Origin of the sequence: Blautia sp. KLE_1732_HM_1032 (genome assembly GCF_025147905.1) — a bacterium.
In the GTDB taxonomy this organism is placed as follows: domain Bacteria; phylum Bacillota; class Clostridia; order Lachnospirales; family Lachnospiraceae; genus Blautia_A; species Blautia_A fusiformis.
This window is the reverse complement of sequence record NZ_CP102266.1, coordinates 366,245-390,689: the sequence shown is the minus strand read 5'-3', so window position 1 is coordinate 390,689 and position 24,445 is coordinate 366,245. Positions and strand designations below refer to the sequence as shown.

The 24,445-nt window shown below is 44.0% G+C and carries 27 protein-coding genes; all 27 read right to left on the bottom strand.

All coding sequences use genetic code 11. The features are described from left to right. Nucleotides 1-6 precede the first annotated feature (6 nt). The 27 genes from NQ489_RS01885 to NQ489_RS01755 all read right to left on the bottom strand — a co-directional run bounded on the left by NQ489_RS01885 (nt 7) and on the right by NQ489_RS01755 (nt 24,444). Entirely contained in the window at nt 7-330 is a 324-nt protein-coding gene (locus NQ489_RS01885) for a hypothetical protein (RefSeq protein WP_021650068.1), read from the bottom strand. Nucleotides 331-503: 173 nt separating this feature from the next. Beyond that, nucleotides 504-725, bottom strand: a complete 222-nt coding sequence (locus NQ489_RS01880; protein WP_021650069.1) for a hypothetical protein — start codon at nt 723-725, stop codon at nt 504-506. Nucleotides 726-730: 5 nt separating this feature from the next. Then, nucleotides 731-1,156, bottom strand: coding sequence for a putative ABC transporter permease (locus tag NQ489_RS01875; RefSeq protein WP_021650070.1), 426 nt, complete (start codon nt 1,154-1,156; stop codon nt 731-733). Continuing rightward, the gene (locus NQ489_RS01870; RefSeq protein ID WP_021650071.1) at nt 1,153-1,842 is read right to left on the bottom strand and encodes a hypothetical protein; all 690 of its coding nucleotides are present in this window, start codon (nt 1,840-1,842) and stop codon (nt 1,153-1,155) included. Before NQ489_RS01870 ends, NQ489_RS01875 begins: the two co-directional genes overlap by 4 nt. Then, nucleotides 1,835-3,190 carry a reverse transcriptase domain-containing protein gene (locus NQ489_RS01865; RefSeq protein WP_044960329.1) on the bottom strand — a complete coding sequence of 452 codons (1,356 nt, stop codon included), beginning with the start codon at nt 3,188-3,190 and terminating at the stop codon, nt 1,835-1,837. Before NQ489_RS01865 ends, NQ489_RS01870 begins: the two co-directional genes overlap by 8 nt. Before the next feature lie 402 nt (nt 3,191-3,592). Next, a complete protein-coding gene (locus NQ489_RS01860) occupies nt 3,593-5,269 on the bottom strand; it encodes a hypothetical protein (RefSeq protein ID WP_227945572.1) in 1,677 nt (558 codons plus the stop codon). Between the two features lie 68 nt (nt 5,270-5,337). After that, nucleotides 5,338-5,718, bottom strand: coding sequence for a phage tail-collar fiber domain-containing protein (locus NQ489_RS01855; protein WP_021652461.1), 381 nt, complete (start codon nt 5,716-5,718; stop codon nt 5,338-5,340). Then, nucleotides 5,719-6,927: a putative phage tail protein gene (locus tag NQ489_RS01850; RefSeq protein WP_021652460.1), complete on the bottom strand. Its 1,209-nt coding sequence runs from the start codon at nt 6,925-6,927 to the stop codon at nt 5,719-5,721. Then, on the bottom strand, nt 6,924-8,063 hold the full coding sequence (locus NQ489_RS01845) for a baseplate J/gp47 family protein (protein ID WP_021652459.1): 1,140 nt from the start codon (nt 8,061-8,063) through the stop codon (nt 6,924-6,926). Before NQ489_RS01845 ends, NQ489_RS01850 begins: the two co-directional genes overlap by 4 nt. Nucleotides 8,064-8,077: 14 nt before the next feature. Beyond that, nucleotides 8,078-8,539, bottom strand: a complete 462-nt coding sequence (locus NQ489_RS01840) for a DUF2634 domain-containing protein (protein ID WP_021652458.1) — start codon at nt 8,537-8,539, stop codon at nt 8,078-8,080. Nucleotides 8,540-8,547: 8 nt separating this feature from the next. Beyond that, the gene (locus NQ489_RS01835; protein ID WP_044962057.1) at nt 8,548-8,907 is read right to left on the bottom strand and encodes a hypothetical protein; all 360 of its coding nucleotides are present in this window, start codon (nt 8,905-8,907) and stop codon (nt 8,548-8,550) included. A 13-nt stretch (nt 8,908-8,920) separates the two neighbouring features. Continuing rightward, nucleotides 8,921-10,177, bottom strand: coding sequence for an XkdQ/YqbQ family protein (locus NQ489_RS01830; RefSeq protein ID WP_044962055.1), 1,257 nt, complete (start codon nt 10,175-10,177; stop codon nt 8,921-8,923). A gap of 13 nt (nt 10,178-10,190) precedes the next feature. Further along, a complete protein-coding gene (locus NQ489_RS01825; protein ID WP_021652455.1) occupies nt 10,191-10,889 on the bottom strand; it encodes a LysM peptidoglycan-binding domain-containing protein in 699 nt (232 codons plus the stop codon). Between the two features lie 9 nt (nt 10,890-10,898). After that, nucleotides 10,899-16,151, bottom strand: coding sequence for a phage tail tape measure protein (locus tag NQ489_RS01820; RefSeq protein ID WP_021652454.1), 5,253 nt, complete (start codon nt 16,149-16,151; stop codon nt 10,899-10,901). Nucleotides 16,152-16,311: 160 nt separating this feature from the next. Then, nucleotides 16,312-16,827 carry a phage tail assembly chaperone gene (locus NQ489_RS01815; protein ID WP_021652453.1) on the bottom strand — a complete coding sequence of 172 codons (516 nt, stop codon included), beginning with the start codon at nt 16,825-16,827 and terminating at the stop codon, nt 16,312-16,314. A 55-nt stretch (nt 16,828-16,882) separates the two neighbouring features. Continuing rightward, nucleotides 16,883-17,338 carry a hypothetical protein gene (locus NQ489_RS01810; RefSeq protein WP_021652452.1) on the bottom strand — a complete coding sequence of 152 codons (456 nt, stop codon included), beginning with the start codon at nt 17,336-17,338 and terminating at the stop codon, nt 16,883-16,885. A gap of 18 nt (nt 17,339-17,356) precedes the next feature. Then, a complete protein-coding gene (locus tag NQ489_RS01805) occupies nt 17,357-18,766 on the bottom strand; it encodes a phage tail sheath subtilisin-like domain-containing protein (RefSeq protein ID WP_021652451.1) in 1,410 nt (469 codons plus the stop codon). After that, the gene (locus NQ489_RS01800; protein WP_021652450.1) at nt 18,767-18,988 is read right to left on the bottom strand and encodes a hypothetical protein; all 222 of its coding nucleotides are present in this window, start codon (nt 18,986-18,988) and stop codon (nt 18,767-18,769) included. Nucleotides 18,989-19,000: 12 nt separating this feature from the next. Then, entirely contained in the window at nt 19,001-19,870 is an 870-nt protein-coding gene (locus NQ489_RS01795; RefSeq protein WP_021652449.1) for a hypothetical protein, read from the bottom strand. Beyond that, the gene (locus NQ489_RS01790) at nt 19,845-20,147 is read right to left on the bottom strand and encodes a DUF5026 domain-containing protein (RefSeq protein ID WP_021652448.1); all 303 of its coding nucleotides are present in this window, start codon (nt 20,145-20,147) and stop codon (nt 19,845-19,847) included. Before NQ489_RS01790 ends, NQ489_RS01795 begins: the two co-directional genes overlap by 26 nt. Continuing rightward, nucleotides 20,148-20,525, bottom strand: a complete 378-nt coding sequence (locus NQ489_RS01785) for an HK97 gp10 family phage protein (protein ID WP_021652447.1) — start codon at nt 20,523-20,525, stop codon at nt 20,148-20,150. Continuing rightward, nucleotides 20,522-20,884, bottom strand: coding sequence for a hypothetical protein (locus NQ489_RS01780; protein ID WP_021652446.1), 363 nt, complete (start codon nt 20,882-20,884; stop codon nt 20,522-20,524). Before NQ489_RS01780 ends, NQ489_RS01785 begins: the two co-directional genes overlap by 4 nt. Next, nucleotides 20,881-21,324: a hypothetical protein gene (locus NQ489_RS01775; protein WP_021652445.1), complete on the bottom strand. Its 444-nt coding sequence runs from the start codon at nt 21,322-21,324 to the stop codon at nt 20,881-20,883. The genes NQ489_RS01780 and NQ489_RS01775 overlap by 4 nt, the downstream gene beginning before the upstream one ends. Beyond that, nucleotides 21,324-21,758 (bottom strand): hypothetical protein, encoded by a 435-nt coding sequence (locus tag NQ489_RS01770; RefSeq protein WP_021652444.1) that lies wholly within the window; start codon nt 21,756-21,758, stop codon nt 21,324-21,326. The genes NQ489_RS01775 and NQ489_RS01770 overlap by 1 nt, the downstream gene beginning before the upstream one ends. An 11-nt stretch (nt 21,759-21,769) precedes the next feature. Beyond that, nucleotides 21,770-22,795: a hypothetical protein gene (locus tag NQ489_RS01765; RefSeq protein ID WP_021652443.1), complete on the bottom strand. Its 1,026-nt coding sequence runs from the start codon at nt 22,793-22,795 to the stop codon at nt 21,770-21,772. Nucleotides 22,796-22,819: 24 nt separating this feature from the next. Next, nucleotides 22,820-23,248 carry a structural cement protein Gp24 gene (locus tag NQ489_RS01760; protein ID WP_044962052.1) on the bottom strand — a complete coding sequence of 143 codons (429 nt, stop codon included), beginning with the start codon at nt 23,246-23,248 and terminating at the stop codon, nt 22,820-22,822. Nucleotides 23,249-23,265: 17 nt separating this feature from the next. After that, complete coding sequence (locus NQ489_RS01755) at nt 23,266-24,444, bottom strand: hypothetical protein (protein ID WP_021652441.1); 1,179 nt, start codon at nt 24,442-24,444, stop codon at nt 23,266-23,268. Nucleotide 24,445: the final 1 nt, after the last annotated feature.

Here is a 24,445-nt window from a genome sequence, read left to right as displayed (position 1 = left end):
TTCCTCCTAATCAATGCTGTATTTGGCCAGAACTTCTCTGTCCATTTCTTTTTTGTGTGCTTCTGCACGCTGAAGATTTTCAAATGCTTCTTCGAGCTCGCCATTATGCTCTCCTTTTACAATTGCATGATGTAGCCAAAAGAGTACGCGCCCCGTAGCATGTGTAATTTCTTCATCCGCTTTTCTCTGTTCAATTTTATACTTAATGCGTTCCTGCTCTCGTGCCTCCACTTCCATGAGCCTTCGCTCAATATAGTGACGAATCAGAGCAAAAAAAATGCCGGCAACACCTCCGCTGCCAAGCACAGATAGACAAAATGTTTCGAGCATTACTCTTCCCCTCCGAGTGCTTTTAAGAGCCGATCCAGATTACCTCCGATTAACCAATCCACCAGTTTTCGCATAAGAACCTCCTTTCGCCATTAATAGATGCCAATGTGTTGCGCCTAAAAGGTCTATCTCTCGCATGCACCATACCTTACCTCCATGAAAAAAGGGAACCTCTACGGTTCCCTCATGCTTACATACTCTTCCTTTACTTCTTCAATAATCCCTGCGTCAAGTCTTTCATCTTCGCTTGCTTCTACATTCAGCATATTTCGCAAATGAGAAAGTTCGGTTGCCAGGCTCTTGATGAACCTGCTCTGCCTCACTATGATTTCATCCTGCTTTTCAATCATATCTTCATAGAATTCCACAAGTTCTAAAACCTGGTTTTCATCCATCGTCGTTACCTCCACTTGTATCTTGGTTTTTCTTCACCAAATATCCAATACCTCAGATGATCATCCAATACAATAGCTAATAGAGATAGGATATACCATGCCACAGTAAAAGGAAGACATATCTGTCCAATTATATTAAAAGGCATATTGCTGTAATCCCATATTCCAAGCCCCAATACAATATTCAAAATGTATCCGGAAAGGAACTCAATTGCAGTTATCCCGACAGCACAGATAAACATCTGTTTCCATATGAGCATATCCCATCTTAGAAATTCATTTATCGAACCGCAAAACAAGAAGCAAAGTCCGCCAACCAGTACCATAGGCAGTGAGCTGTACCCTCGCCATATCAGTTCGATCATGTAGTAAATCGTACCTCCTATAGCGAAAAGCACAGCGTTTCTGCCTATGGTCTTCAGAGTAATCATTTAACCTCCTTGTCGGCTGCCATTTCGGCCAGATAGTCCTTTAAAACTTCTGACTGATATTCTTCCGGGATCGGCGCTCCGTATTCAATCTTGGCGATTTCCGAAGCTTTCGCACATCCTTTAATCCACATATTTACAGAGTTTCCATATGTTGTGTGATAACTCTTGAATTCCATTGCACCATTAATAATCTTCTGCATATCCTCAGCAGAATAATACCGGCACGGATTGCCGTCTTCATGGTATTCCAGTTTTTTGATGCCAGCGGTCAGCTGAGCCTGTTTTCCAAAGAGATTTAGCTGATCTTCATCTTTAAGGCTAAAGTGTTCCTTTCCAGACGAAATATCAATGTCCGTTCCTGCAAAAACTGTGCTCTGGCAGATCTGAGATATCTCCTTTTTCTTTTCTGCTCGGTATGTTTCAATAGAAAGATAATCAGCATTGCAGCCTTCTTCTTTGTCTTTCAACTGATCGAACCAAAAATCAAGATCTGCAACTATCTCTTCCTTAGGAACAACACCTGCAGATACTTTAAAATAGATTTCATCAGCTTCCATACCCTGTGGTCCTTCATCTTTTTCCGGAAGCTGGACTTCGTTCTTACGAATCCATACATCAGCGGAACCATCTGGAAGAACAGCATATGTAATGTTTCCTTGTGATTCCGGGCTATTCGTTTTATGCATAATTCAATTTCCTCCACTTCTTATAATATTTTTCCATAGCATAGCTTTTCTGTTTCGCATAACGACTGATTATATTTTTAGCCATCGAAATAAGTTGATCCCAACATTCTGCAACCCTCACAAGAAAGGAGTCTGTTGTTACAAACCAACCGTTATATGCTATGGTACTCATGGCGAATTTACTACCTATAATCTTTTTGTTCTTTATTTTTTTCGCAAATCTATGAATTTTCCTGCGAGCCTTTAGGAATATTGATGCTCTTATTCTTGTTGACACATTCCGTATTGTCACTGTTTTTCCGGAATAACATCTTTTGATTAAATTCTGTCCATGGAACACAAGCCCCATATAGTCTAAATCCCTTCCTTTTTGTTTTCCGTTTCTGTCAACATAACCTGTACGAAATAACGACCAGGAATCTTTGATCTTTAGACAGAGTGTAGATTTTACGAATTCAATAACAAGCAGCATTGCCTTATGAAGATCTTTCTTATTAGAGCCAAAAAGAATGATATCATCCATCTGAATCATGATATGATAAATCAATCTTTTTCTTGTTGTCTTCCCTCGTCTGGTCTTCATTTCATAAAGTTCATTTGTGCAATAATGGTACAAATAAGATAGATAATAATTGCACAGATCTTTCGACACCGGAGAGCCTATAAAAATCCCATGTTTGCAATCTTTCTCTTTGTTCTGCACCTTTGCTTCAGAATACAATCCAATCAAAGTCTCAAACAAGTACAACAACATATCTGACTTTCCTAAATCTCTTCGAAGAAATTCTAATATTTTATCATGTGACATAGAGGGATAGCATTTTTTAATGTCTGACTGAACGCAATATTTGGTTCCTTCCGGATCACGCGACATCCATCGTTCGATGTATTTTTTGCCGTAAGCTTGTCCTCTTCCAGGTATTGATGCAACTTGAAAAAGTCCGACTTTTGCCGTCCACAACTCGCCTGCCGCTTCCTTGGCCAACACCTCATATAGCTGCATGATCATCTTTTCAAGTCCTAGCGTTCTAATTTTTCCGCTCATTCCATCTACTATATCAACATTTTTCACAAGTTTCTCTTCCGGAACTACCATATAGATATGTTCCCTTACAGTTCTGGTCTTCAAATGCCACGACATTTCATACGCAATCTGATCGATCACAGATGCTACAAATTCCGGTGAATTCTCCAACCGCCTTCTAGCCTCATTTTTACTTATGCTTCCATAGTAAGCAAAAATACTCGGCATATTACCATTTTCTAGCTTGTCATATATAAATGCAGCTATGTATTTCCTGATGAAATTTTCGTCAGAAATATCCATTCTTCGGCAATATGTCTTCATTACCAGTCCTCTTTCTTTCTGTGTTCAAGAGCTTTCGGTTTTACTACTAACCCCCACCTGTGTCCACTTCCGCCACAGGGTCAGCAGTCAGTTTCCTGACCGCCGATGCTGGTGCTTGAATTTCGGGCATTCCGCCCCCGCCATTTTAGGACTGTCTCAAAGGACAGCGAAACACGCTACACATCAAAATTCTCACAGAAATTCGCGCGGCATAGTTCCACCAGCTGTTACCGAGCCCGTTGTTCAGGTTCGCATACCACCGGCCCGCGTTAGACCAGTTGTTCAGGTTGCCGCCGGAAAGCCACTGCCAAACGTAGCGTGAGTCCGTATGATTTTAAAACGCCCCGGCTACGCCGGGAAATAAAAGGGGAGTTCCCCTCTTGCCATTCGGCAATTCACCCCCTACGCTGCTGCTTTCGCACAGCGTCCAGAAGCAGAAAGACGCGCGGCACAGACCCACCAGCTGAGACCGAGCCCGGTGCCCAGGTACGCACACCACCGGCCCGCGTTAGACCAGTCGTTCAGGGCGCCGCCGGAAAGCCACTCTCTTAACCCGTCAGAAGTCTGATCAAGCTTATTTGTATACTGTCCATCTGCATACCCTGTGCTGGAGGAAGCTGCTACTTTCGTTCCATGTCTTACAGACGGATTTTCTGGATCATATCCAAGTTCACTGATATATTTCCAACTTTCCTGTGTATCTGCAATACTATATCCACACTCAACATAATCCGATGTCACGCTTGTTGCTAACTTTGTGCAGTCATAACAAATGCAAGCCGTCATTACATGATTAGATATCTTAAGAATTACGTTGCTGATAACTTCGTAAAATCCCAGGAACATTTCTACACCGAACAGAATGTATGGGTCTTTTCCAGATGTATTACTGTTCGGAGAACCGCAAGAACCAAGGACATTATCGCATGCACCTGTGTGCCATGGCATTGTAACGATAGTAGTCTTTACTTCTGTGGAGCCTACCATTGTAGAACCGGTAGAAAATTTAGTTCCTCCATTATCTACATAAACTGCCGAATTATTGCTGTCATAATCTTCAATTTTTGTAATGATGACACGATTTGCTTTTGCATGAAGTCCTGCATTTCCTCTATCATCCGTCGGATTGCTACCACTTAAAGCTGTGGCATTTCCAATGGATACCGTGCTTCCGACCACCAAAGAGTTTGCATCACTTTTGCTGATAATGATACGTTCCACATTATTTTCAACAACAGTCGCATAGAACCTGTTGTAATATCCTGTGCAACCAGACATGATCGACTGTGAATTCCGTGTTGCGAAAGCGACCTCAAACAGGTTGTCCATATGGTTTTTATCCTGTGCAGTTGTTCCACAATACTGTGTTCCTTTGGCTTTGAATCGTGTAATCATTCCATTGTGAGACTGATCATGCGCAGCGTTTACTCCGCTAATAGATGCAGCCTTTCCATCAGAACCATTTCCAGCCATATATTTAGCCTGTGCAACGAACGGTCTGACAGTCTGATCTGTACGGATTGCTGCTCCTTCCGGAAAGAAGCCTGCGTGATGTTCATCTGAGATAACAAGGCTTTCTCCATTTGCATCAATGGTTATGTTAATCCACTGAGTCAGATACAACATCCATGTATCTCTTTCTGTCCTGGAGAACTCATTGTCGATTCCCTTAATATATTCCACAATGAATTCTCCGGCATCATCTACATGACCATTAACTTCCAATCCATAAAAAACAGATTCGCCTTCAAAATCATTTCTTCCTCTTACTGTGTTCGTAGAAGGCTGTGCTACCATGCCTACAGCATCGAGAGTACGTGTGCCCGCCGACAATGGCGATACATCAAATGCACTATGATGAACCCCATATTTTTTCCCAGTTCTCTTGAGATTAAGAATGAATTCAGCCTGTTTGTTTTTTTCTCCCGCAAACATGCTGGCGGCTTCCATAAGTGCCACGTCATTATTTATCAACTGTCGAAAGACAGCGTTAAACACATCTGCATGAACAGGATCAGAAGTTTCTAATTCGCGGAGCTGATTGTTGAAAACAGCTCCAGAAATATCGAAATACGACATTTTCTACCTCCTTATGATAACATTTATCTATCATTATCCGATTACTTGTTACAAAATATCGAAATACGTTAGAATGTATCATCACACTCGAACACGCATTCCATGTCTGCATCTTTTCCTTTCTTCAGGAATGCTTTCATGGCCACCATATCTCCGTCTGCATCATATAATCCAACCTCAGAAATATAAGTGTTTGCCAGCTCATTTTCCGCCAATGTGCAACGATATCTGATTTTTGTGTCAGAAAGAACCTCGTAACCATCAACATTCTTGCGAAGTAATTCATGATGTAAGGTGTTCTGATCGGCGCTGTGTGATTTTACTGTTCCACCCGAATCTACACCTCCATCACCAAAAGCCATGCCTACAATCTTTGGGAGCGATGAAATCCCCGCTCTTGCTTTTACCATTTTTTTCTTTGCCAGTGTTGTAACTGTAGTCCCTGCCATTTAAAGGACCTCCCTTCCTGAATTTAGTTTTACACTTCCATCTAGCCTACACGTTCCATCCAGTCTTGCGGCCCGTGAAGGAATAACCATTGTGACCTCTACTTCTTCTTCGTGTTTAACAGGCGCACGAATCCGAACTGTCTGCAGATATGGCGGCTCTCCTGCATCAAGCAATAAAGTCCCGTCTAACAAACAGTTGCCGTCCAGGATCTTATTACCATCACGCCAGCCCATAATTACCCTCTGTGTGCCTCTAAAATCAGCTTTCTCAGCATTAATCATATCAGGCAATGAAATACACTGTTTCGTTTCAAAAGCCTCCTGATTGCCGATAAACAGCCTATGCCCGATAAAAGTTTCCATCGGATACCAAGAATTGAGCTTTCTCGTTCCGTTCAGTGAAAAGTTTCCATCAAGAAAACCTTCCCACCATACAAAATCGCTTCGTACGAAAAAGGAAGGCTTAAATATATTTTCATGATATACATCTGGAATCCGGTGAAAAATTCGATCTGCTATAAAATTCTCAGTTAAGACTGTATCAAATGGATAGACTGGGCGAAATTCTGTCGGATACCAATGATTCAGATTGATACTGCCGTCAAGAGCGAAGGAACCATCAAGAGAATACTTCCACCATGAAAAATCTGAATGATACGTCACTCTCTGTTCAAAGCTCTCTGTGCATTCAATAAGCATGAGGATAACAGAAAGAAGATATACTGTGTGTGATTGCTTCAGCTTATCGACTTTACTCTTAACTTCTCCTAGTTCTACCTCTGTTTCACCTTCCAATTGAACGCTGAATATGTTAGGGTGAGAAAAATAATGTCCCGGCTCATTACAATCATGAACCTGGACATCATAATCCGTCACGCCTTTTAAAATCTGTTCCATTCGCCATGGGGTCATTGGTGCTTTTGTGTTTTTCTTTTCACGGAGCAACCGTCGTCTTTCTTCATATGACAGGTCTTCTCTTACGGGCAGTCCATACTTGATCTCATGATATTTAAGTCCCCATGTAGCTGTATCGATAAACATCTGGTATGGAAGTTCTTCAATATGCACAGTGGCCAGATCAAGCTCTCTGCCCATAACTTCGTATATCCATTTTCCGACATAGGATTTATCATACCAGCCTTTAGTTACATATGTCAGCATTCTGTTGGCCGAATCGCTCCACGGGAATCTTTCCAGATCTATACTCATGTCTCAGCCCCCTCTAATGTAAATGTCACATTACCGGTATCTGCATACTCGCTTGATGAAAGGTGAATGTTTTCTCTCTTTCCATCCATCGTAAAATCTATGAAATCGCTTACTCCGGTTATGGTTGACAGTACTGTTCGAGCCGAATTGTACCGGAGGATATTTGTTTCTTTCGCCGCGGAATAGACTGCCATCATTTCAGTTTTGAATGTCGAGATTACATCATCCAATCCAACGCCATCCAGAACAAGTCCTGTACAGGCAAAATCTACAGTTTTTACTGTAGCTGACTTGACGATCAGCTTAGACGATCCAGTAGGCAACAGTCTTTTGCTCCTGTCGTCCGGAGAAACGATATGGTTGTAAACTGCTGTGACCAGTGTACTTGATGCGGGCTGTCCGTTGCTATCAACTAAGATCAATCCCACTGTTCCTGGTCCTTCAACAGCTGGTTCTACAATACAATCTCCAATCCCGGGGACTTCTTTGGCCCACTTAATATAGTCAGCATCATTCGCTACATAGAACTGCGAATCTTGGAATTCTGCATGGATTCGTTCATAATAATCTTCATCATTTTCTTCTTCAGCACCACCCGATGTTTTCTCGCTGTTGGTAATTGCTGTAACGCCATTGATCGGTGATGCCATAATTGTAATCGTATTTGCCGGAACATTCCCGGATACCCCCGGAGTGACCGCTTCAACCGCAAGGTCCATGGTTTCATTCTCTGTGAACGTAACAGTTCGTAAAGTCTGGAACTCAACAGCTTCCATCTGATCTGTTGCAGGAACCGCAAAGACTGTGCCTGCTGCCAATACTGTGCCATAAGCCGCCGTAACAGACACTGTTCCAGTTGCTGCTACAGCTTCTTTCCTTGTCACTCCTGCTTCTGCGCCATGCAGATCCATCCAATCGCCCCAGGAATATTCCGGAAACGCAACCATCAGGCAGCGAACAAGATTGAACTGTACAAGCTGAGATATCTCGATGGCCGTAGGCATGGTAAAATCATATGGGAAATCACCTTCCATATCCGATATATCCGCCGGAAGGTTTCCCATCATCCTCTCCTGTATCTGGTCAGAATCACTTTCTGACACAAATTCCGGAATTTCAAATTCTGGTCTAGCCATATTAACCACCTCCTCTAAACTTCTATGATTGAATCAACGGTAAAGGGTTCTCCATCAACAGAATAAACTATGAATGATACTTTTACCCTCCCAGTACCCCATTCAAAAGAAAACTCTTCTACCGATGATGTCCGCGGATTGACCATCAGAGCTTCCTGGATTGTCCTTTCTAGAGAAAGTTCTACAGTGCTTTGGTCAGATTCTCTTGTTATATCTTCTGTTTCAGTTCCATGATCATCTGAATATCCCAGGCAAGAATATCTTTCTGTAGATACCGTTTTTACACACCATATTTTATATGCTTCATATCCATCGTTCATTGGCACATTATTTGCGGCGGTGCGAACGAAATCTCCTTTTTCAAGATCCCACATTGGCGATGGCTTATAGTCAACGTCATATTCTTCATCTTCCTCTTCATCCACAAAATCTGGAACATCCACAGTCGGCAGTAAATTTTTTGATTCTTCTTCCATATTGCCTCCTATAATCCACTTGCCTTGACTACTACATCTATGACTACAGGTTCTCCCTCAACCCATACGATAAGCACACGATCTCCCGGTTTTAACTTAGGCATAACCACCTTATGGCTATGTGATCCCGTTCCGCTGTTATGCCCTCCGTGTGTTCCTCCAGATACGTTTGTTGATAGATTGGCCAAAAGTCTGCAGACAGAATAATCCTTTTTAGGAATAGGCAAAGGAAAAGTATTGGAAACAAGGGAATAATCTTTCTTGATCACTCCAAAGTCGAACGAAAATCCTCCTCCTGAGTGTTCTTCCATTCTCGAATCCAATACCTTTGCAAGCTTTTCCATTCCATTTTTTTCCATTTTTGACATAATGTTCCTCCTGTCAGTCAAATGATCCATCGTCAACCCAGCCCCAGACATGAGTCTGATTCCAGTTTTGTGTAACCAGATGCCATGGGTGTGCTTTTCCGGAACCACCTTTGATCGTGATTTTTGCTTTTCCGGCTCCTACACTGTATCCTCTGGCATCTGGATAACTGCTGACATAATGCTTACCGCCATGGAAATTAACAATGTCCCCAACATCATATGATTTTGCTTTTGTTTTTTTATTCCCACTGCTCTTTTTTGCTGCCGGTGCTTTTTTCAGTCCCAGTGTCATAAGCATTTTATCTACATCATGCGTAGCAGATATTACGATATAATACCCAGCACTTATTGAAGCTGTTTTTAGATGAATCTTGTCACCCTTCCGAATGATAGGAATATCCGGAAGTTTTATCGTGATTTCTTCCTTTGGTTTGCCATCATCTGCAAGAATCTCTCTCGCTTCTTTTTTTGCCTCATCTAATGTGTCATTAGTTCCTCTGGAAACAATCTTCTGGCGGATTCCGTAGCTTGTCTTTCCATCAACTGTAGCCTCAACAGGTGAGCATCCATCATCATTTGCTTTTCCGATGATTTTTACCCTTGTAACCATCCCGGTAGTGCTGATCTTATGGTTTACTTCTGTAAGATGCTGTGTTTCTTCAAAATGATATACTGTTTTATTTGTTCCAAAACCAACTACGGTCACATTCATTTTCACAGCCCGCAGACATGCCTCAATGCCGCCTTTCTTTTTGGCTTCCTTGAGGATTTTCACAACCACTGTTCCAAGCTTTTCAGACTTATAAGCCAGCTTCCCATGCTTCACATTTGGTCCGCTGTAAGATGTGACCTTTATGCCCCAGCGTTTCAGCACTTGGACTATGGCTGACTTTGTCTTTACGCCGGCTGAAAAATATACATGATCTTGTGATTCCTGCAGATCATATAGAACATCGTATGCCTTTACCTTAAATTTCTCTCCGGATGTTCTCGCTGAAGGATTCCATTCAACTATTTTTCCTCTGGTTGCTTCGGCATTTTTGCCACCATTATAGGAATACAAAAGTGCTGCATAACACCCAGGCTTGGCAAGAGAAGAAATTCTTCCCTTTGAAGTTTTATCGTTCTTGGCCGAAAAACTAATTCTGGCCGCAAGCTGGTCCTCTCCCTCTTCCCAGGATACATCTTCGACAAATTGTGTGATGTCGTAAGCCTTTTTATCTGCAGTCATAATGGCCACGAGGTATTTATATTTCATTGGATCTATCAATACTCTCGCCTCCTTATGGTAAAGTCAGTACTGTTCCTGGATATATCCAATGTCCATTGTCGCTATTGCGCCGGCCATGTTTCTTAGCAGCCGCTTCAATAACCTTCTTATTGGCATTGTAGATATTTCTCCACTTTGATTCAGTTTTATATTTCTTACGAGATATTCCGCAAAGCGTATCGCCTCGGACAATCCTGTAGGTCTTTTTCTTTTTAGTAGATTTCTTGGTACTTGGCCTAGTGGTTTTCTTTTTCTTTTTAGCTTTTTTCTTAGTCCCCAGTTCCTTTGTTGTATAAATCTTCATCTCGACATATGGAACAAAAGATATCTCGTACGAATAGTCCCCATGCCCGCCAAAAGGCTTATACTCAAAAGATTTGATAGTAACATCTTCATTGATGCCAGCTTCAGAAACCACCAGATTTAACGGTGTCTTTTTTGTCTGCCAGCTTTTCAGCTTGCTGATGCAGGTTTTTGGTGCTATCCATTTCTGGTTTACGGAGGCAAGCTTTTTTCTGCCTGCCCCCCAGAAATATCCTGACCATTTTATGGTCTGGTTTCCCATGCCAGATGGGTAACTCATTTTTCCTTTTCCAAGAATGTTATATTCCTGATATGCTGTTTCTCTTTTTACATCAACATCATCTTTTGGCATCGAAGGGAACTGGAACTTCGATGCCGAATTATGCAATTCTTTTAATATCGCTCCCATGTTCCCTCCTTATGTTGTAACAGGTGTATTCTCATAAGCTTCACTGAGCATTGTTGCAATTTCGCTTCCAAGATCGTCAGCCAGCTCCTTGATGTGAGCTTTAATGAGCCGAATAGCATCACTGTCATTTGTATCTGATATATTGAACTGCGGGGAGAGGTTAACCTGTACCACAACGCCAGATTTATCTGACACCACATTCGTTGGTACAGTTTCTTTCTCTGATTTTTCGGAATCTTGCGAACTGGAATCTGTGTCGAAATAAGGTGTCGTATTTGATACTTCTTTTCCAACAATTCCTCCGCTCGCATGCGCTGATATCTCATCATCAGGACCAAGAACTCCCAGTGTCCGTCCTGCGGATTTCCACAATTCAATACCTCTCTGTCGTCTGGCCGGCACCGTAGGAATGATATACTCCAATCCTTCCTCACCTACCCACGACAGCTCAGCTCCATTCAGTCCGACTTCACCGCCCGAAGCGTGCCCAGCTATAGTAGCCGATACAGATGATCCGCTACTTGAAGTGGAAATGCTAGCTGATGGATTCGTGATATGCCAGTTCAGCGTAACTGCAACATCTGCAGAGGCTGTGAAGCCCTGTGCGAATGTGCTTTGTACCTGTCCGGCGCATTCCGAATATATAGCTGCTGCATTATTCGTCTGGTCCAGTGTGACATCTACATGTCCGTCTGCTGGAATTGTCTCCGAGAAAGCAGATACCACATCAGCTGTTGCAAGAGAATAAATCTCGGCCGCATTATTGGACTGATCTAACGTGATGCTCGCATGACCATTGGCCGGAACATCACTTACTGCGCTCTCAATATCTGCTGTTACCTGCTCCACAACGCCAGAAGTGTCTGTTGTCGTGCCTGAGAAGGTAACATTTGCACTGCCTTCAACTGGTACATCTCCTACAGCACCTTGTGCATCTTCTTCCGCCTGCGCCTGCATTCCGGATGTATCGGTCGTTGTATTTGTGACATTTACATTTGCAGATGCTTCCTGCTCAATAGGCTCTGTTTCCGTTTCATCTGCTGCCTGTTCGGTTGCAGACTGCATGCCAGATGTATCCACCGTTACCAGTTCTGATGGGATAGTAACAGATGCGCCTGCCTGCACTTCAATTCCATTTGCCGCAAGTGTCCCGGATTCCATGCCGAGAGCTGCCTCAATCTGAGCCGCCGCTGTATCGGAATCCACTTCTACATCTGCCAGATCAACTTTGACTCCTTCTGCTGTCACAGACATTTCTGCTCCTTCTGCATCCAGAGCTGACATAGCCTGCTCGATAGCAGCCTGAGCCTTGTCTCCGTCAACTTCTGCAGTCAACGTATCCATGGAAATAGTCAGTTCCTGGTCTGGATGAATAACATACGGGCTTTCGATACCGTTCTGTTCTGCAATGGTCTGCCAGTCAATTCCAAGAGCGTTGCCAATTTCCCACAGGCAATCGCCTTGATCAACCTTAATCTTTACATGATCAGCGGTAACCTCCTGTGTTTCACCCAAGTCACCAAGAGCTTCATTCAGCTTTGAAGTCCATGCATCTTTGTCAATATCAACATCTCCATCAACAGAAGCTTTCAGTCCTTCAAGTGTCACATCATCAGTTGTGGTCTCTGCCGCCGCCCTGTCAATCGCTTCTGCAAGTTCAGGAGGCAACTGACTGCGGACCGTTTCATACATTGGATTGCTCGGATCCGTAAGTGATGCTTTTAATTCATCACTTCCATTCTTCCAGATCTGATTAGCATAGTTCTGCCACGTTGCAGACGTATCGCCAGCAGCTGCTCCAACCTCAATAGCATCATTAAATGAATCCATAAGGCTTTGTGGAACTGCTTTTCCCGCTTCCCGGTAATCGTCAATTAAGCCCTGCATCTGTGTTACATCAGGTTTCATGCTCTCGTACATGGTACTCAAGGCATTCTGTGTAGCATCAGTTGTAATTCCTAATGTTTTTCCATTGCCAAGTTCGTTGAACCCGTACATCAATGCGCTGGTCATAGCAGATGTATCTCCGCTCTCTAATTGTTTCTGTGCTGAATCAATAGAAAACTGCGTATTTTCCGCAAGGCTCTGCCTGTTGCTCTGAATCTTCTCAGCATATGCAGAATTCAAAGTGTTCGAACCAAGCTGTAAGCTCTTCGACAACTCATTTCCTTCCTGCCCTTTTACATACCAACCGGTCATTTCGTGATACTGCTTATTCTGAGCAGATGTGATTCTTCCGGCTGATTCCATCGAGTTAAGCTCTGAATACCACTGCTCAACATCTGCCTGTACGCTTTCCTTTGCCGATTGCCTCTGATCTCTCATTGCTCCCAGTAAGTCAGTGAATGAGCCACTTTCCAGATCAGCTGCATTCAAGCTCCCGTATTCCTGATTTATCCAGTCCCATTTTGCCTGTGCTTCCGATTCCTTCCACCGGGCAGTTATGCTGTTCATTTTTTCCTGCAAAGCACTGATGGCGCCTTCTTCATCTGCATCTATGATTCCATCTTTCAGTGCCTCAGAGACCTTTTGTGATAACTGGCTAGATAATCCATCCAATTCAACATAATCCGCTGTAGCCCATTTCTCGATGTTCTGGGCTAATGTCTGTCCCTCTTCCGTACCTCCGAGATACGTCTGAACGTGGATATGCGCTGCAAACGTCCGGCTTTCCAGTTCTTCAATCTTGCTCTTAACAAAAGTTTCGATATTACTTGTATAATCTTCCTGTTCTTCTGTCGTAAGTTTAATACCAACTCTGCTCTTAAACTCCAGAACGTCATTGGATTCCAGCGCCTTCTGGGCATCTTCTCGAAGCTTATCAGCGTTCTTTACCTCATTTAAGGCAACTTCCACATTGGCCAGGTACTTCTGATCAAGAATTCCAGAAGCAATGTCCTGCACTTCCTGAGCTGATAATTTGATGTTTCCAAAATGTTCTTCCAGATTACTGCTCAAAGCTTTCTGGTTATAGTTGTCTACTGCAACACCAATTCCAACTACTGCCGCTGTTACTGCCGCTGCCGCAAGTCCGAATTTCGCCGCTGTCGGAACCATTGCTCCCAGATCACTTATGAACGCTCCAACACTTGGCGCTGTCTGTGCTGCAAGTCCAATGCTTTTAATAGCATTTCCGATAGGCTGTAAGGTGGTCGCAATATTCTTTGCATTTCCAAGAATCCCAGTTGCTCCTTTAGCGATCAGCATAGAGCTGAGCACAGAAGAAAGGCCTGCTTTCTTTCCTCCCGGAAGAATAGCGGACGCGCTAGAGAATAATGTTCCGAGGCCGGAAGAAATCAGATGTTTCCCATCTCCGCTAATCCAGTCGGCAAAAGGCTGACCGATAAGAGTATCCCATGCAATATCCATCTTTCCGAACATATCCGCATTCTGCCACTCATCAGATGCCGTCATGGTCCCGATAACTGTCTTCATGTGTGCTGCTTTTTTGTCCACAGTGTCCATAAAATCATTCAGAGCAACAGTCACAGCCGGCATTGCGTCCGTAATGGAATCAACGAATCCTCTGACATAAGGAGTAAGTCTCTGTCCAAAACTGTTCTGAGTGCCCTCTACAGCCGACTGCATAAGAGTCATAGAGCCTGCCAGGTTGTCCAACATGGTGTCAGCCATATCCTGTGCTGCATCTTTTGAATTTCCGATAGCATTGGAAAGATCGTTATAATCCTGTTCTGAAGCATTGATGATAGCAAGCATACCGCTCATAGCTTCTTTTCCGAAAATGGTGGATGCTGCCGCTGTCTGTTCAGTTTCAGAAAGACCTCCTAAACTGCTTCGCAAATTATCCATGACACCTTTCAGTGTTTTCATGTTTCCCGAGCCGTCGGTCAGGCTAATACCATATTTGTCCATAGCCTCTGCCATGCTGTTAGTTGGTGCTGCCATGTTAGCCAGGGACGTCTTTAAAGCTGTACCGGCCATGCTTCCTTTAATTGAACTGTTAGCCATAAGCCCTAATGCCAAAGAAGTATCTTCGACGCTATATTTCATGGCTCCTGCTACCGGCGCAACATATTTGAATGATTCGCCTAGCATGCCTACGTTTGTATTCGAACTAGCAGACGCCTTTGCAAGGACATCCGAGAAATGTCCGGCATCTTTTGCTTTCAGTCCAAAAGCTGTCAAAGCATCTGTAACAATATCCGAGGTGCTTGCCAGGTCTTCGCCGGAAGCTGCTGCCAGACTCATAATACCGGATATACCAGCAGTCATTTGCTCTGGTTTCCAGCCTGCCATAGCCATGTAATTAAATGCCTGAGCTGCTTCAGTAGCGGTAAACTTCGTAGTTGCACCCATTTCCTGTGCTTTTGCGGTCAGATCATCAAACTCTTTCCCTGTAGCGCCAGATATAGCCTGGACCTGCGACATCATACTCTCAAACCCTTTGTATGTATTCACAGTATCAGCCAGTCCTGCGCTCACTCCAAGGAATGTTGCGCCCTGTGCTATTGGATTCTTTGCAGCATTTAAAACCGCTCCCATTGGAGCAGTAGCAGCATCTACTATACTCATAGTTGCCGTAAAAACGCTTCCGTCCCAGGCTTTTGCTTTGTCCCTCACATCGTCGATGATCGGACTTGCATTATCATCTGCCCCCAGTTCCGCTGTCCCGGAAGTTCCATCGAATGTGGTCACTGCATCTTCGGCACTTCGGATTATCTCCGTGGCTGTATCATCAGCTTCCACTGAGGCCACAGCCACTTCACCATTCAAGGCGGCCAGTGCATCCTCCACATCCATAATCTGCATCGTAGCATTGTCGTCCGCAGTAAGCTCTACTACCGCTTCATTTCCGTTTAGAACAGACAGTGAATCTCCAACACTATTTACCACCCCGGTGGCATTATCATCTGCCCCCAGTTCTACGTCAGCACTTGCTCCGTCAAGGGTTGCTGCTGCATCCTCGACACCAGATATTTCAGCGGTAGCATTGTCGTTTGCACCTATCTCAATATCTGCAGATATTCCTCCTACTCTTTCAGCCGCATCTTCGACTCTTGAAAGAACCGGAGTGGCATTGTCATCTACTGAAACTTCAATAGAATGCTCACGTCCAAGCGTTCGATCTACTCGCTCTGCTGTTTGTTCAATCCCTCTGGTTTTGAATCCAGATGACAGGATCCGATTTACCTTCTGGGCGGCAGTGGCTAGGGTGTTCATCTTATTCGTAATATTTGATAGGCCAGGGTCTGTATTATCATTCACAGATACAGGAATCTCAATTCTAATTGTTTCTCCCATTTACCATGTCACCCCTTTTTCGTATTCGCCTCGATCCATATCCTGGTTGAAGCAAAAAGAAAAGCCCTCTCTCCAGAGGGCAGACTCATTACTTCACTTGGCAATAAACCTTGGCGTTGAAATATGTGGTGGAGTAATGTTGACTTCCCACCGGCCATAATCAGTTTTTTGCAGTTTCAGCCTTCAATTCTTCATTATTGAATCCATTGACATCATCAATGATATCCATAATGCGGTCTTTTTCTCCCGGAAGAAGAACAGCATCGATTACATCAAGGGCATTGATAATGCAGATGCCTTTTGCTTCCAGGCCTTTTTTGACAGCAGGATTATCCCACAGTTTGGCCTGATCTTCTTCCGTAGTGGAGTTGTAAATCAGAGAAGCTCTATACTTTGGCAGATCCAGCTCGTCTGCAACCCGGATGCCCTGGCGGCGATTCTTTGTATATTTTGTGTATTTTTTCCGGATATCTTTTAACATTTCATCGGACAACGAATGAATTCTGAAGGAGAAATACTTTCGTTCATTACGGATGATATCGATCTTCTTAATATCATTTGCTGCATTATCAGCTGCTGCCAACAATCCTTCCAGATAATCCTCTTCATTTTTAATAATCATGTCTTCCTTCTCTTCCTCGGTTAATTCCGGATCCATAAAGTCTTTATTTGCCATTTCTTTTCCTCCTGTTAAAAACGAGGGGCTGATGTCCAGCCCCTCTTAATAGAAATCAGATTGTCAGTTTGCTCTTATTCTCAACCTTGCCATTGCAGTGCAGGGCAAAAGATCTTTTCAGCACATCGCCTGTAGCTACGTTCTGGATATCGCTGTCTCCGGAAAGGATACACTCTCTGTAGGTCACACGTTCCTGTGATCCATTTCTTCCTTCGATAACTCCTGTAAACATCAGAACAGGAGATTCTCCGTTTGCAATAGCATTGATAACCGCATTAAACAGCTCACCATCAAGAACTACGATTTCGGAAATGTTTACGGTAACGCCCACAGTTCCGTTGACCTCAAGCTCTCTGTTCTGGCCAAGAGGTGCGTATTTGTAGTTGTTAAAGGAACCTTTTGTAGTAAAACTTTCAACCTGTGCAAATGGTTTTCCAGCAGAGTTATAAAGCATCGCATCTTTGCCAGATCTGCTGTGTCTGGCATCGGTAGCTGCACTCTTATTCAGCATTATTTATTCCCCCTTTTCTTATTCACCAGATGCAGCAACAATAGTGCTGAACTGGAAGTAGTAATTCAGATAGATGTGCTCTGCAGAATCCAGATCGATCACTTCGATGTCAAACCCACAGGTGTCTCCATCGGTAGTAACAGTTGTAGATTCAGTTACATTGCCGTACTGGATCTTTCCTTCTGCCTCCATGGCATTGCAGATACCCTGGATAGCTGCCATGATAGTGGCTCTTCCGTTTGTATCGTTATCAACCTTTCCAACCAGTGCGTCAGCTGCTGCATTTGCTCTGTTCAGAAGTTCATAACGAGTTTTGGTTCTACGGATTTTCTTCCATCCGCTGTCGTGGTTGGCATCCGGATGAACCAAGGTATTAACACCATTGTCAATCCATACAGCCCCATCAGAAGCCGTAGAGAGGACCAGGCAGCCTTTTTCTTCAGCTACTTCCATCTCTGTATTTGTAAGGATTTCATTCAGAACGCTATATCTGCTAAGAGTTGCGTGTGTCACGGACTGGTTCGCAGGAGTCGCAGCTACGATACCCGCGATATACGCAGCCACCTGATATCCTTTCAGCTCTTCATTGCCGGCATTAGCATTTGCATTCAGCGGTGCAATTACGTTTTCAGTATCGAAACTGGAGATTGATGTCATTCTGTCTTCCAGTGAAGAGGAAGGTTTTGGGGCAACGATTGCCATTGCGAAAGAGCCTGCCAGATAAATTCTGTCAAGCCATGCTGCTACCAATGCATGGACAGCGGCATCTTCTGTATCAACACAAATGGTATTGATGTAGTATTTTTCCACTTCTTTTAATCCGACACTGTAGTCTGCGGTTGTCACTGTCGGCTCTGCGCCATCTGTGAAAGCGGACTGGCTAACCGCCGTAACAGTTCCTGATGCATCAGTAATATCGACTACAAAGTTCTTTGAGGAAGCGAATGCTTCTTTCAATGCAGTAGCCTCTTCTGTTCCTGCTGCAAATGTTACTTTTTCGAACTCAGAGCCATCCAGATATACGATGCACTCTTTCTTTGAGGAATCGCCAAGCTTCTCTCTGATTGTTGCTGTGAATTTTGCACCACTTGGGTATTTTGTTGAGAGCTTTGCCTTTCCAGTTGCACAAGCAAGAGAGGCACTGCCAACTGTACCGCCGTTTCCTATTCTAACAGCGATAAGTTTGTCAGCGCCTCCAAAGAACGTTTCTCTTAATGCATCTGTGGTGCCGCCGGTGCCAAAGGTTTTTTCATATCCTTCAGATGCCGGAAGAACTGTAGCTTTTCCAAGTGGCCCAATCGAAGACCTGAAAAGCACTGCTACAATACCATCAATTGCTCCAAAGTTTGTTTCATCCCCTCTTTTCTGCACATTGAAGTATGCACCGGAACGGATTTTGTTTTCTCCAAGAGAAAAATAACCTGCCATTTATTTGACCTCCTTTTTCATGAATCTATCGATGATCTGTTTCGCTTCCGCAACAGTCATTCCTGTTTTTTTACAACCCTTAAAGGCTGCTACTGCACATTCGTGAGGAACTCCAAATACTTTTGCGCTTGCATTTTCAAGTTCCTGGATGGTGTACTTGTCAGCGGACGGCTGTACTGTTTGTGTCGCAGCCGGTGTCTTCTTGATATCTTTTTCTGCCATTACTTACTCCTTTCATGTAAGATCGTTGATTGTTACGCCTGATATACCAGGCTGCTTAAATGCGTCTTTTAAGCACGCATAATACCCTGTCAGAGACATCTGCCCCTCTCTAAGGTAATCAGCATTGTTGTTCATTTTCAGAGCTTTCACGACCATTGGGGAATCATCAAGCATGATGATCTCTTCATCCTTCGCTAAGCTCTGGTGAAGTGCGGCCATCATCTTCAACCGCAATGACGGTTTCGGGCACAGGAGATGCACTGAAATAACTGCATTGAACCACGACAGGCTACTCCTGCAATGCCCATCTGTGCTGTCAATTGATTTCAGTCCAGAATAGAAAACAGGAGTATCTGCCGGAATGGTGTATTCTGATAACTCATCAATTCCAAAAACTATGCATTCTGGGAAAAGATTCTTAATATACCTGTTCAACGCCATAACAGGATCTGGATCCGTAGTTTCCTGTGCGGGGTATTCCAGAATATCGAACACAATTTCTTTGCACAGCACTGCGTTTCCTTCCAGGATGTAAGGTTCGCTTCTGGCCCATGCAAAGCACATAGGCGCCTCCCCTTCTGGTTTCATCACCACGTCCTGAAGACAATTCCTGATAGTAACTTCCATCTTCTCTACTTCAAGCGAATCCATGATGTCGTACAATGCGACAGTAAGCTGGCCAGATGAAGACCGCTTTGTATCCACCTGTTTGTTGAAGACATAAGAAATCCTCGGATACTGGCTTTTCCCATTCCATCCCTCCTGCTGATCAGGAGGAAACTCTGTGTTAAAGATGGCCGGCTTATCTGCGTACTTGGCCAGAGTTCCGTTCAGAATGTTGTCCTGAGATAACCTTCTATACAGCAACTGATTCAGATCCATCTTCTACACTCCCTTCATACACGTTCACCGTTTCCATTCCGTCAGAAGAATATCTGATAGTCCACAGTCCTTTTTCAATAGCCTCGGCCTGAATCACGAAATGATTCTGGATATTCTGTGTTTCTGGAAGGAATAAAACTGTGATGGTGTCAACAGTCGCTTCTGTCACTATTCCAGACTGCGCTTTATCCCAGGTTTTATTTTTTGCCGAGATAAGAGATCCTCTTCCGATTTCAGCAAGATTTATAACTTTCTTTGTTTCTTTAGTCAGTAACATTTACCCTCCTAACTCCGAGAACAATGCCAGAATCTCCGGCATTGCAGTTTCTTTGATTTTTTCAACATAAGGACGGGGTGCCATTTTGCTTGTTCCATGTTCCAGGTATCCCGAGTAGTGCATTCCAGATTGGATTCCGAATATGCCATTTCCTCCACCGCCAGAACTGTACATATTCCAGTTTCTTCTCAGATTTCCACTCCTTACACCAGGTGGACTTCCGGGAGCTGAAGGACTTGGATTGGCCAATACCGTAAGAGCGGCGTTCCTGAGTTCATTGGCACCCTGCATCATCTTTGCATCAACCTGTCGTTTGGTTTGCTCTATGCGGTTCTTTACTTCTTCCTGTACAGCTGCCGCTGCTGCCTCCGGACTCATTTCAGATCATTCCTTTCTTCAAGATAGGCAATGCCGGCAAACCCAAGGTCTCCGGCATTATCAACAGCAAGAACTAAATATGCTTTTTCCTCATATGCAAGAATATCTGACTTTTTGAGATCACATCTTCCAGATACCACAAGGGTATGCGTCAGGGAATGCAGTTTCTGGTCCCATAGGTGTTTTGTCAGCTCCCTCTCATTCGAAGTCGCCTGTGCAAGAATTCCATCCACTATAGTTCCCATATCTTCATATGAGTTCTTTGCATATCCATCTACATTGTCCGCATGCATCTTCAATACCCGGAAGCTCTTCCAGAGATTCCCCGGACGAAGGTACATTGCGTTTCCGAACATCATATGTCTTCCCCCTCTGTTTCCTCATGCGACATCATTCCGGCATAAAAATAAGGCGGTGTTATCCGCCCTGTTTCTGGATTTTCCGCCAACGGAAGAATTGCTTCGGCCGAAGCTGCACTGGCTTTCAAGTCTTTTTTCAGATCCTCATACATCTCTTTCCATAGTTTGGCCCGTTCCCCCATGGATAAGGAGAGTGGACCAACCTTTGTATCGGGTTCAAATGCAAACTTCCGCATAATGCTTTCAAGGCAACGAAGTTTTGCTTTTTTCCATTGTCTCGCCGTCGGAACCTTTTCCGGAATCACCGCATTGTATTCCTCATCACAGAGCGCACAAGTCTTTTCTTTTCCCTCGACCATTACATCTCCGAGTTCAAAACGCATACGGTCTTTTCCGTATTTAGCAATATTCTCCGGTTCGTACTGATATGTTCCAGGCATCAGGCATCACCTGCGCTTTCCTCCAGTTCCCCAAGGTTCTTCGCCTTAGTTTCAGCTTCTTTCTTTACAGCAGTTCTCGAATCTACTGCATTCAGAAAGATAAGCACTGTATTATCCTCTACAGTGTCTCTAATATGAGCTACAGCATCCTTCTGGTTCATCTGCATAGTTTTTACTGCTTCTTGAAGCTGAGGCTCTGTAACGTCCAAATCGAAGCCCTTATCTCCTTTTACGATTTCGATTTTGAAGAATACTTCTCCGACTGATGCCACGCATTCCTCAAGTGTTTCAACCGGAATACCGTCACGAATCACAGTCAGCACTCCCATTTTTTCAAGAGCTACCGGATCAGTGACTGCTTCGGCCGGGATTTTCTCTCCGATGAAGTATCGTTTTCCGCTCAGAGTGCATGGTTTATTTGCAACAAGCTTCATATGGCACCTCCTTAGACTGCAGATTTGTAGAATCTCGCCAGATCATCGGATGTCTTATGCATATCTGTTGCCATAAGTCCTTCCACGTATTCTGTATGTGTTCCATTCTCGCCAAGATAGTTCAGAATCGGAAGTATCTGTCCATTTCCAAGCATATCCCATGTAAAGATGTAACCGGCAGACGGTTCATCAATGCTTGGTGCGTTTGTGGCATAGGCAAGAAGGAATGCATCCGGATCTCCGATGTACTGCATGTTTTCATCTTCTCCCATGCCGGCATTGTTCATGATGGATTTAAGCACCACGATCTTTTCTACTCCGAAGAGCTGTGCCAGAACGTTTTCTGTTACAGACGCTGGGTTTGCAGTGCTTCCACCATATTTAACCCTTTCAAGGATTGCCGGATGCACCTTCAGGGCATTGAATACATTGATACCAAGGCCGAGGCGGTTCGGCATGCGTCCTGTCTGCTGGTTCATGCTTGTCTTCTCGCTATCGATAAATGCAATAGGATCAGAGTTTGCATTGCTGAATTTAATGAACTGGTTTGTGCTTGGAGAGGTATTGTCTACTCCTTCAAGTTCATTCTTCCATGCGCCGGCTTTGAAGTAGCTTTCCGCAAACAGACGATCCTGATGGATATTTGCCTGTTCTGCAATGGTTTTTACTCTCTGCTGTTTAGGCTGCATTGTGGTTGGTCCCTGTCTTCTACTGAGATCGGTCTGGCGAATCTGATCAATTCCCATGATCATCTGGTCTACCTGGCATACATAAGGTTTCATGCTCTCGCCTACTACTGTAGGATCAACTTTTCCATAAGCAGGTTTTCTGCTCCAGTTATCTCTCAGAAGATCTTCCTTGCTGAACTCATAGTAGTTGTCAGAAGAAAGACTTACCGGACAGGTTGGGAAAAGAGCCTTTGCGAAGTAGTTAGCTGCATTCTGGTAATATGCCAGAGCCATGTTTGTAAGTGCTGTGTGAGGTCTGAATGCGCCTTTTGCGATTTCAGACTGGATTCCTGCTGCTGTGTTTCTCATTAATATTATCCTCCTTTATCAAGATTATGCTTTTGCCTTCTGGTATTTAGAAAGCTGCAGTCTGCTGTAGCCTCCAGCAGATACATTGTTAAGAGCTACCCCGATCACGTAATCACCAGCTGCCGCAACTGCCGCTTTTCCTCCGGTGGTCGCAGTAACCTCCTGCCCTTTCTTGATCTCAGCGGAAGCAATGACGAATCCGATGTCCTTAATCAGGATATCAACGTCTTCACCCTTCTTAACCATTCCAGCTTCTACACCGGAAATGTCATTGTATCCACTTTCGATAATAGAAACGCCAAGCAGAGGTGCTGTGCCATCGGCAGCGACAACCACATTACCATCAGTATCGTATTTCAAAATAAGGTTACGGATGTCAGCAACATCTGCTCCTGCCTTTTCGGAAATAGTTGGTGACTGGTTGATCTGTGTTCCATTAAAATTTTTACCCATTATCATTCGCCTCCTTCTTAGTATCCGGCTTCGTCTTCATACTCAGCCATAAGCTCTGGATGTGCTTCCCAGGCTTTTGCCAGCGCCATGTTATATGGCATGGAAGGATCTTTTTCAATCAATCCCTTTGCAATCGCATCGATTTTTCCTTCTGCTGCAGACTTCTTGACTGCTGCAGTTCCGCCAGAGAATGATTTTCCGATTTCTCCAAATACGCCAGAGTTGTTGACCATTGCCACATTTCTGTCGAGAAGGCTGATCATATCATTGTAGGCAGTTCCACCTGCACTTTTCAGTGTTTTCAAGGACTTAGCCAGTTCTTCCGGTTTTTCTCCAAGAACTTCGTACTTTTTAGCAACTGCATAAAGTTCTCTGTCTTCCGCTTCTTCCGCTCTTTTCTCGAGAGCTTCCAGTTTTTCTCTCACAAGAGGATGCAGTCCTTTGTAAATATCATCGTCAGCATTCTGTTCTGGCGGTGCAAAAGATTTCTTTGTATCTGTTTTCTTTTCAGCTCCATCATCATCGAGAACGTCTGGGTTTTCCTCTTTTTCGCTTTTCTGCGGTGCTTTCTTCTCGATAGACGGCTCCTCGTTTGTCTCTACGGCAAACTTTTTGATAAGTTCATCATATGTCGCTCTTTCCTCAGCAGACATTTTTGACTTGTCGATTTTAATCATGTCTTCCAATTCTCCTTTCGTTTCTACGGATTTCTGAATGATTTCCTCCAGATTGCTATGCGCTTTCATCACCATAGGAAGATCTGTTTCGTCAGGCGCATCCAGATTCTTTTTGATTTTTGCAGATGTTCCCCCAGCCCATCCGGGAATGTATTCCTTCATAGCTGTAGCGAACTGTTCAATGCTTGTATCCATTGCACTCTGCTTCCCGCTGCTGTCCAGTTCTGGGTCGCACAGGATTGAATTAAGTGAATTCTGCAGGGCGTAACATACAGACCAGATTTCATCCCGGATTGCGTCCATGCTCACAGCGTTGATCTGTTCATCAAATGTCGTGGCTGATTTCTGCACCTCTCCGCTGATCCAGTTCAGGAATCGTTTAAATAGTCCGATTTCCGGGTCTGATGTTTCCTCTGCTTTATTCTTGCCTTTCAGCAGTTTGATATCAGCTCTCTGATTTGCGCCTTCATCAACGAAATCTACTTTACCTACTTCCAGGCCTTTCAGTTTTGTTGCCACA